Source organism: Caldimonas taiwanensis NBRC 104434 (assembly GCF_001592165.1).
GTDB classification, from domain to species: domain Bacteria; phylum Pseudomonadota; class Gammaproteobacteria; order Burkholderiales; family Burkholderiaceae_C; genus Caldimonas; species Caldimonas manganoxidans.
The window spans coordinates 1-8,566 of the sequence record NZ_BCWK01000036.1; the positions used below are offsets into that span (position 1 = coordinate 1).

The 8,566-nt window shown below is 64.7% G+C and carries 2 protein-coding genes; both read left to right on the forward strand.

What is annotated here, in order from left to right; translation table 11 throughout:
- The first annotated feature begins 11 nt into the window (after window positions 1–11).
- Window positions 12–5,915, forward strand: a complete 5,904-nt coding sequence (locus CTA01S_RS15505) for an SdrD B-like domain-containing protein (protein ID WP_259370081.1) — start codon at window positions 12–14, stop codon at window positions 5,913–5,915.
- Window positions 5,916–5,917: 2 nt separating this feature from the next.
- Window positions 5,918–8,566, forward strand: a 2,649-nt coding sequence (locus CTA01S_RS15510) for an OmpA family protein (protein ID WP_198150899.1), incomplete at its 3' end; no start/stop codon positions are given.

Here is an 8,566-nt window from a genome sequence, read left to right on the forward strand (position 1 = left end):
TAACCTACACGCTGGAAGTCGTCAACGACGGGCCGCAGGCGTCCGCCAACATCACCCTAACCGACACCTTCTCCAGTCTGATCAATAACGCCACGGGCCCGGCCAATGGCTACGTCGGCCACACCATCACCGCCAATGCGGCGAGCGGTGTAAGCTGCGCGACAGCAACCAGTGGCGCAACTGGACGGCAACTCACCTGTACCCTCGCCACGCTTCCGGTGTGTACGGCCGGTAGCAACTGCCCGCTGATCGTGGTGCAGGTGCGTCCCGGCGGCAACGGCGGCGCGCGCACCAATACCGCTACAGCGACCTCTACTAGCGTGGCGGATCCCAATCTCGCCAACAATACCGGCAGCGTGACCAGCACCGTGACGCCGCGCGCCGACGTGACCGTGACGAAAACGGCCACGCCGTCGCCCGTGGCGGCGGGGCAGAACCTCACCTATGTGGTGACGGCCAGGAATCTACCCAATGGCCTGTCGCAGGCGCAAAACGTCACGATCACCGACACCCTGCCGCATAACGTCACCTTCATCTCGGCCACCCCTTCGAGCGGAAGCTGCGCGACCGCCCCCGCACCGCTCAGCACGACAGGGCCCGGCAACGATCAGCTCGTTTGTAACCTCGGCACGATCAACAACGGCGCGCAGCAGACCGTGCCGGTGGTCGTTCGGCCCAATACGGCGACGCGCGGCTCGACACTCACCAATAGCGTGAGCGTCTCGACCACCACTGACGAGACCGACGCCACCAACAACAGCGCCAGCGTAGCGACGCCGGTGAACAACCCCACGCTCGATCTACTCATCAATAAGACCGAAAGCATCGATCCGGTCGCCGTGGGCGATAACACGGTCTACACGATCACAGTGAACAACCTGGGGCCATCGGCGGCGGAAAACGTCGTCATCACTGACACACTCCCGCCTGCGGGACTGTCTTACCAGGCGCATACCGCGCCGGCGGGGGGCAGCTGCGGCACGGTACCCGCTGTCAACAGCCTTGGTGGCACGCTCGTGTGTTCACTGCCTACTCTGGCTGCCGGCGTGTCGAGGAGCATGACGGTCACGCTGCAGGGCGTCGCCAAGGGTGTCTACACCAACACCGCCAGTGTGTCGTCCGATGAATCCACGCTGGGATTCGATAGCAACACGGCGAACAATACCATCAGCGAAAACACCACCGTGCGCACCAAGGCGGACGTGCAGGTGGTAAGCAAGACGCCCTCGGTAAACCCGGTCAATTTGCGCGAGGACTTCAGCTTCGTCGTCAGGGTGCGCAACAACACCGGGCCAGGACTCGCCGAAGCCGACAACGTCGTCGTCTCCGACACCCTGCCGACGGGCATGGAGCTCACCGGCACGCCTACGGTGAGCGTGATCGCGGGCTCGACCACTTCTGCCACCTGCACAGGCATCGCGGGCGCCACCAGCTTTACCTGCAATCTGGGCACTGTCTCTTCGGGCGGCGAAGTCAATATCGTGGTGCCGGTGCAGGTCGTCAGCGTCAGCGCCCTGCCGCAGACCTTCACGAACACCGCCAGCGTCGTCACGTCCTCGTTAGACACGGTGCCAACCAACAACAGCAATAGCGGCAGCGTCACAGTGAATTCCTCATCGCTTGCCGGCCGGGTGTTTCGCGACTTCAATAACGACGGCTCGTTCACCCCCGGGGCTGACACCGGCATCTCCGGCATCACCATGACACTTTCTGGCACCAGTTTCGACGGTGCGTCGATTACCCGCACCGTTACCACCGATGCCAGCGGCAATTACCTGTTCGGCTTCCTCCCACAGGGCACCTACACGATCACCGAAGGCGCCGTGAGCGAGGCACACCTTGTGGACGGCACCGATACCGCTGGCAGCGCGGGCGGATCAACCGCGGTCAATGACCAGATTTCGGCGATCAATCTGCCTGCCAATACTGCTGCCACCGGCTACACCTTCGCCGAAGTGCCGCAGGCGCGCATCGGCATCGCCAAGGCGATCAATGGGACGGTTTCCGTCAACGCCGACGGCACGTTCGACGCGCCTTTCCGGCTGGTCGTGCGGAACTTCAGCCTCGAAGCCCTGAACAGCATCATGGTGACCGACACCCTGGCAGGGGCCGCGCCCGCTTTCGGCGCTTACGTGGCGGGGGGTATGGCGGCCGTTCTTGCCGACGGGCAATATACGATCCTCGCCGCCCCCTCCGGCACCTGCGGCGGCCTCACCGCCGGCTATGACGGCGCTACAGCGACGACCGTCGCCTCAGGTTTCAGCCTTGCCGCGGGCGCAAGCTGCCAAATCGACTTCACGCTGCGCGTCCGTCCGGCCGCGCCGCTGCCGCCGGTATCCGCGTGCGGCGGCCGCTACTGCAACCAGGCGGAGGTCACCGGCGTCGGCGCCCTGTCCGGCCAGACTTCGGCGACCAATCCGCAGTTGCAGGATCTATCCGATAACGGCGCGAATCCCGACGCCAATGGCGATGGCCGCGCCAACGAAGCGGGCGAGAACGACCCCACGCCGGTGAATCCCGTCTTTGGGGCAGCCATCGGCATCGCCAAGGCGGTCAACGGCGGCGTGGCGGCCCAGCCGGATGGCAGCCTGCTGGTGCCGATCCGGTTGGTGGTGAGCAACGTGGGCAACGAACCGGTGTCCACGGTGATGCAAGATACGCTGGAGGGCGCCGCGCCCCGTTTCGGCACCTACGTGGCTGGTGGCGCCGCAGCCAGCCTCGCCGCCGGGCAATACACGGTGCAAAGCGCGCCTGCATTCGTTGGCGCCTGTTCAGGCGGCAGCCCGGTAGCCGCCTACACCGGCGCGGCAGGCAACACCACGCTCGCGACGATCTCCGCGCTGCCGCCCGGCGCATCCTGCACCCTCGATTTCAGCTTCCGTTTCAAGCCGAGTCCATCATCAACCTACGCCAACCAGGCGCAGGCCAGCGGCACGGGCGACTACACCGGCAGCCCCGTCTCTGACCTGTCGGATGACGGCTCGAATCCGGACCCCAACGGCAACGGCAACGCCTCGGAAGCGGGCGAGAACGATCCGACGCCAGTACCGGTGCCCAGGATCGGTATCGCCAAGCAGGCCGGCGGCGTGATCAACCATGGTGACGGCACTTACAGCGTGCCGTTTACGCTGCGGGTTCGCAATGCAGGACAAACCCCGCTTGCCAACGTTCAGGTGACGGACGACCTCTCGAGCTTCGGCACCTACACGACAAGTCCCGTGCCGGGGCCGGGCCAGTACACCATCTCCAGCGCGCCGGTTATCAGCGCGCAGATCAACGGCGCGGCGCTCGTTGCCAACGCAGCGTTTACCGGCAGCGGGGTCAACACCAGCCTGCTGATGGCGGGCAGCAGCAGTCTGCCGCAGTCCGGCGCTTCGGCATCTAGCGCGCAAATCGACTTTACCGTGCGCTTCTTCCCGACCACGCCGGGGCCGTTCAACAACAGCGCAGCGGCGGCGGGTTCGCCGCCCGGCGGCGGCGCGGTCAGCGATGACAGTGTCGACGGCGCGAATACCGACCCCAACGGGAACGGCGACCCCACCGACGACACATCCCCCACGGTGGTAAACCTGTCTGCCCAGGCGATCGGTGTGGCAAAGTCGGTTTCCGGCATCGTGCAGACTGGTGCCAAACGCTACCGCATTCCCTACACGCTCGTCGTCCAAAACGTGAGCAGCACGGTGACTGCGACCAACGTGCAGGTGAGCGACGATCTCAACGCCGCCTTCCCGTCCGCGCAGAGTGTTGTCGTCGTGACCCCGCCGGCGGTTTCCGCCTGCACCGGTACCGCGCTCGTGGCGAATGCCGGATTCAACGGCACCAGTAACCTTGCCCTGCTGGCGGGCAACCAGAACCTGCAACCCGGCGAAAGGTGCACGATCACCTTCACGGTCGAGGTCGATTTCGGGAGTAATCCGCTGCCTGTCCCGCCGCAGAACAATCAGGCCACGGCAACCACCCATTCGACCCCCGGCGGCACCATCATTGCCACTGACCTGTCGGACTACGGCAGCGTGCCAGACGCCAACGGCAACGGTGATGCGGGTGAGGGCGGCGAGAACGACCCCACGCCGGTGAGTTTCGCCGCAGGTGCGCTGTCAGCCATCAGCGGCAAGGTGTATCTCGACGCCAACCACAACCGTATCGACGATGATGGCCCGCCAGCCCCCTCGCGTGTGCAGGGCTTCATCGTCGAAGTGCTGAACAGCGCTGGCACGGTGGTGGGCAGTGCGATTACCGACGCCACCGGCAACTACACCATCGGCGGCCTCTTCCCTTCCACCCCAGGCAATCCGGCCACTTACTACAGCCTGCGCTTCCGCGAGCCGGTCAGCGGCGCGATCTACGGGGTGCCGCAGTCCGACGACCCCACGCCCTCGCGCAACGGTGTCATCGATAATGGCATCATCACCCAGCTGCAACTGGACCCAGGCACCACCACGATCAACCAGAACCTGCCCCTCGACCCCTCGGGCGTGGTGTACGACGCGGTGACGCGCAACCCGCTTGCCGGCGCCACGGTCACCCTGCTCCATGGCGGCGTGCCAGTGCCCAGTCACTGCCTGGTCGGCGGCGTCAACGCCCAGACCACCGGCCCCAGTGGGCAGTACCAGTTCCTTCTGGTCAATCCGGCACCGGCTGGTTGTCCGGGCAGCGGCACCTATACCCTGGTGGTGGTGCAGCCAGCCGGCTACCTGCCGCCAGACTCGACCCTCATTCCGCCGGCCCCGGGTCCCTACACGCCGACCACGGGCGGGACCGACCCGATCCAACCACAATCTGGTCCGCCAGTCGGCGTAGCCTCCACGCTGTACTACACCAGTCTCGCGCTGACTCTCACGGGAAACCCGGCCACTAGCTCGAGCAATGTGGTCAACAACCACATCCCGCTCGACCCGGTGCTGGGCGGCGCGATCGCGCTGACCAAGACGACGCCGCTGGTGAACGTAAGCGTCGGCCAGCTGGTGCCTTATACCATCACCGCGCGCAACACGCTGGCGGCGATACTGTCGAACATCGACTTGCACGATACCGTGCCGCCGGGCTTCAAGTACAAGCCCGGCAGCGCGACGATCGACGGCGTGGCGGTGGAGCCTACGGTGAATGGCCGCGTGCTGACCTGGCCTAATCTCACCTTCGCCCCCAACGCCACCCGTACGATCAAACTCCTGCTGATTGTCGGCGCAGGCGTGCAGCCGGGCGAATACGTCAACAGCGCGCACGCCACCAACAACCTGGTGGCGCCGCCCAATCCGAACGCTGTGTCGAATGTCGCCACCGCAACGGTTCGGGTGACCCCGGACCCCACCTTCGATTGCACCGACATCATCGGCAAGGTGTTCGACGACAGGAACGCCAACGGCTACCAGGACGAAGGCGAGCCCGGCATTCCCAACGTGCGGCTCGCGACCGCGCGCGGCTGGTTGGTGACGACCGATGCCGAAGGCCGCTTCCATGTCGCCTGCGCGGCGATTCCCGATGCCGACCGTGGCAGCAACTTCGTCATGAAGCTCGACGAGCGCACGCTGCCAACCGGCTACCGCCTCACCACGGAAAACCCGCGCGACGTGCGGCTCACGCGCGGCAAGCTCACCAAGCTCAACTTCGGCGCAACCATCCACAAGGTCGTGCGGGTGGACATGAGCGACGCCGCGTTCGAGCCCGGCAGTACCACGCTCAAGCCTGACTGGGCGAAGCAGCTGGCCATGCTGCCGGACAAGCTGTCTGCGCGACCGACGGTGCTGCGGCTGGCTTACAAGGTTGGAGGCGACGGCGAGACGCTGGCCCGCGAACGTCTGCGCTCCATCACTCGGCAACTCAAGGCGGCATGGAAACAGGGAACGTGCTGCCATGCGCTGGTGATCGAGGAAGAGTTCTTCTTGCCTGCTGCCAAGGCCAGCAGGGAGGCTAAATGATCATGAATACACTGCCCGTGAAACAAACCGTACTGGCCAGCATGATTGCTGCCTTGTGCGCTGCGCCCGCATCCGCTGGCGCACGTGATGCATGCCAGGACAAATCAAGCTGCACTCCACCCGAGCATCCCGGCAAGACCTGGCCTGACAGCCTCGTCTTTACCCGGACCATCGGTAAGACGCCGCCCAACGTGGAATACCGGCGGCCAGACGAGAAGGTGGTCGTGAGCGCACCGGTTCTCCCGCCTGTCACGCGCCAAGTGCCAGTGATGGCGAATCGGCCCGATGGCCCACCCGTCACGCTGCCTCAGTTCCCTTCCGGCAGCGACCTGCTGAGCGAGCCCGAGCGTGTCGCTTTGCGTGCGCTGGCGCAACGGCTGGCCGGCAAGCCGGGCTTGCGTCTGCGCATCACCGGCCACGCCGACGTGCAGCGCATGACACCGGATACCCGCGCGCGCTATCGCGACAATCGCGGGTTGTCCGTCGCGCGTGCCGAGCAGGCGGCGGCCTATCTGAAGACCCTGCCGGGCATGGCGTCGGTCCCCATGGAAACGCTGGGCATGGGCGATACGCAACCGATCGTGCACTGCGACCCCAAGCAAGCGTATTCCGGCAACGCGGCCGACATGGCTGCGTACAAGGCTTGTCTCGCGCCCAACCGGCGGGTCGAGATCGAAATCTGGTACGACCAAGTGCTTGGCGTGAAGACCGAAACCGAGCCGGTTGTCGCTCCGGCTAAAGCTGTGCCCAGGCCGTGCAAGGATCAGGATGGCTCCGACTCTGGCCTGCCGCTGCGCATTTCCATCGACGGCGAGCCGCTGACGCTGGGCGACACGCCCAATACCGCTGACACCACCCGCTGCACCGACATCGCGCTGGAGAAGGCCGATATCCAGGTGCGTTTCGATGGGCTGGAAACCACGCCGGTGCTCAATCTCACTGTCAGCCCCGATGGTGCGGCGCGCGGCGAAACCGTGCGTTTCATGCCGTACAGCAACTACGCTGCCTTCATCAAGAAGGCCGAAGTGCGCGTGTTTGCCGCTGGCGAATCGACGCAGAAAACGCCATTGGCGATCATCCCGCTCGACCCGCACCTCGATACCCCAGCCGAATGGCTAGCGCCGAAAGACCGTGATGCGGTGCAATACCTGCTACGTGTCTATGACGCAGCGGGCCGCTTCGACGAGACCGCGCCCAAGATCCTGCGCCTGCTGGATGTCCGTCGTCCGCTCGGCGACGAGGACACGACCGCGCGCGAAGACCGGATCGGCTACGGCGAGAACCACCGCAGCCTGAAAAACATCCCGGTGTCCGGCGGCGCGGTCACCGTCAATGGCGAAAAACTCGCGCCGGGCAGCATGGTCTACGTGTTCGGGCGCAGCGTGCCGGTGGATGCACATGGCAAGTTCGCGGTGCGGCAGATTCTGCCCGCGGGCAATCATTCAGTCGATATCGCCATCGAAGCGCCGAGCGGCCAGCGTGCCGAGTTCAGGCGTCATCTCGTCATCCCGCACGACGACTGGTTCTACATCGCGCTGGCAGACCTCACGCTCGGCAGAAACAACGTCAAAGGGCCGATCAAGCTCGTCACCGGCGATGACAGCAAGCGCTACGACGAGAAGGTATACATCGATGGCCGTCTAGCGTTCTATCTCAAAGGCAAGATCAAGGGCGAAACACTGCTTACCGCCAGCGCAGATACACGCGAGCAACCAATCAAGCACCTGTTCACCAATTTCAACAGCAAAGACCCGCGCTACCTGCTGCGCCGCCTCGACCCCAACGCCTACTATCCCGTCTACGGCGACGACTCGACCCTGGTCGAGGACGCGCCGACCCAAGGCAAATTCTATGTGAGATTGCAGCGCGGCGATGCGCACGTGCTTTGGGGCAGCTTCCAGACCAAGCTCACCGGCACCGACCTGGTCAATTACAACCGTGGTTTGTATGGCGCGCAGGCGCGTTACATGAGCCCCGATACGACACAGTTCGGCGAGAAGCGCACCGAAGTCGAACTGTTCGCCGCCGAGCCTGGCACACTCGCTGCGGTGGAAGAATTCCGCGGCACCGGCGGCTCGCTCTATTATCTAAGGCATCAGGACATCCTTGTCGGCTCCGAGCGGCTGCGCGTCGAAATCCGCGACAAGGATTCGGGCATCGTGCTCAAATCAACCCCCCTGGTCGCCGGGCAGGATTACGAAATCAACAGCATCCAGGGACGGGTGGTGCTGCGCACGCCGCTGGCCGCGACGGCCGACGCGGACACCCTGGTGCAATCGGGTTCGCTGACCGGTCACCCAGTCTATCTGGTCGCAAGTTATGAATACACGCCTGGGGTGACGGCGATGAGTAATCTCACCTTGGGTGGCCGTGCCAGCCAGTGGCTCAACGAGCATGTGAAGATCGGGGTGACCGGTTATAGGCAAGACGGCGCCGGCACCGAGCAGAAACTGCTGGGCGGCGATCTCACCTTGCGCTACAAGCCGGGTACCTATCTCAAACTCGAAACCGCGCGCTCAGATGGCCCTGGCACAGGTGCGCTCAGCTCGCAAAACGGCGGCTTCGATTTCGGCACCGTGGCTCAAACCAGGACCACCGGCATTGAGGCACAGGCGCATCGTGTCGAGGCGGTCGTCGATCTCAAGGAAATC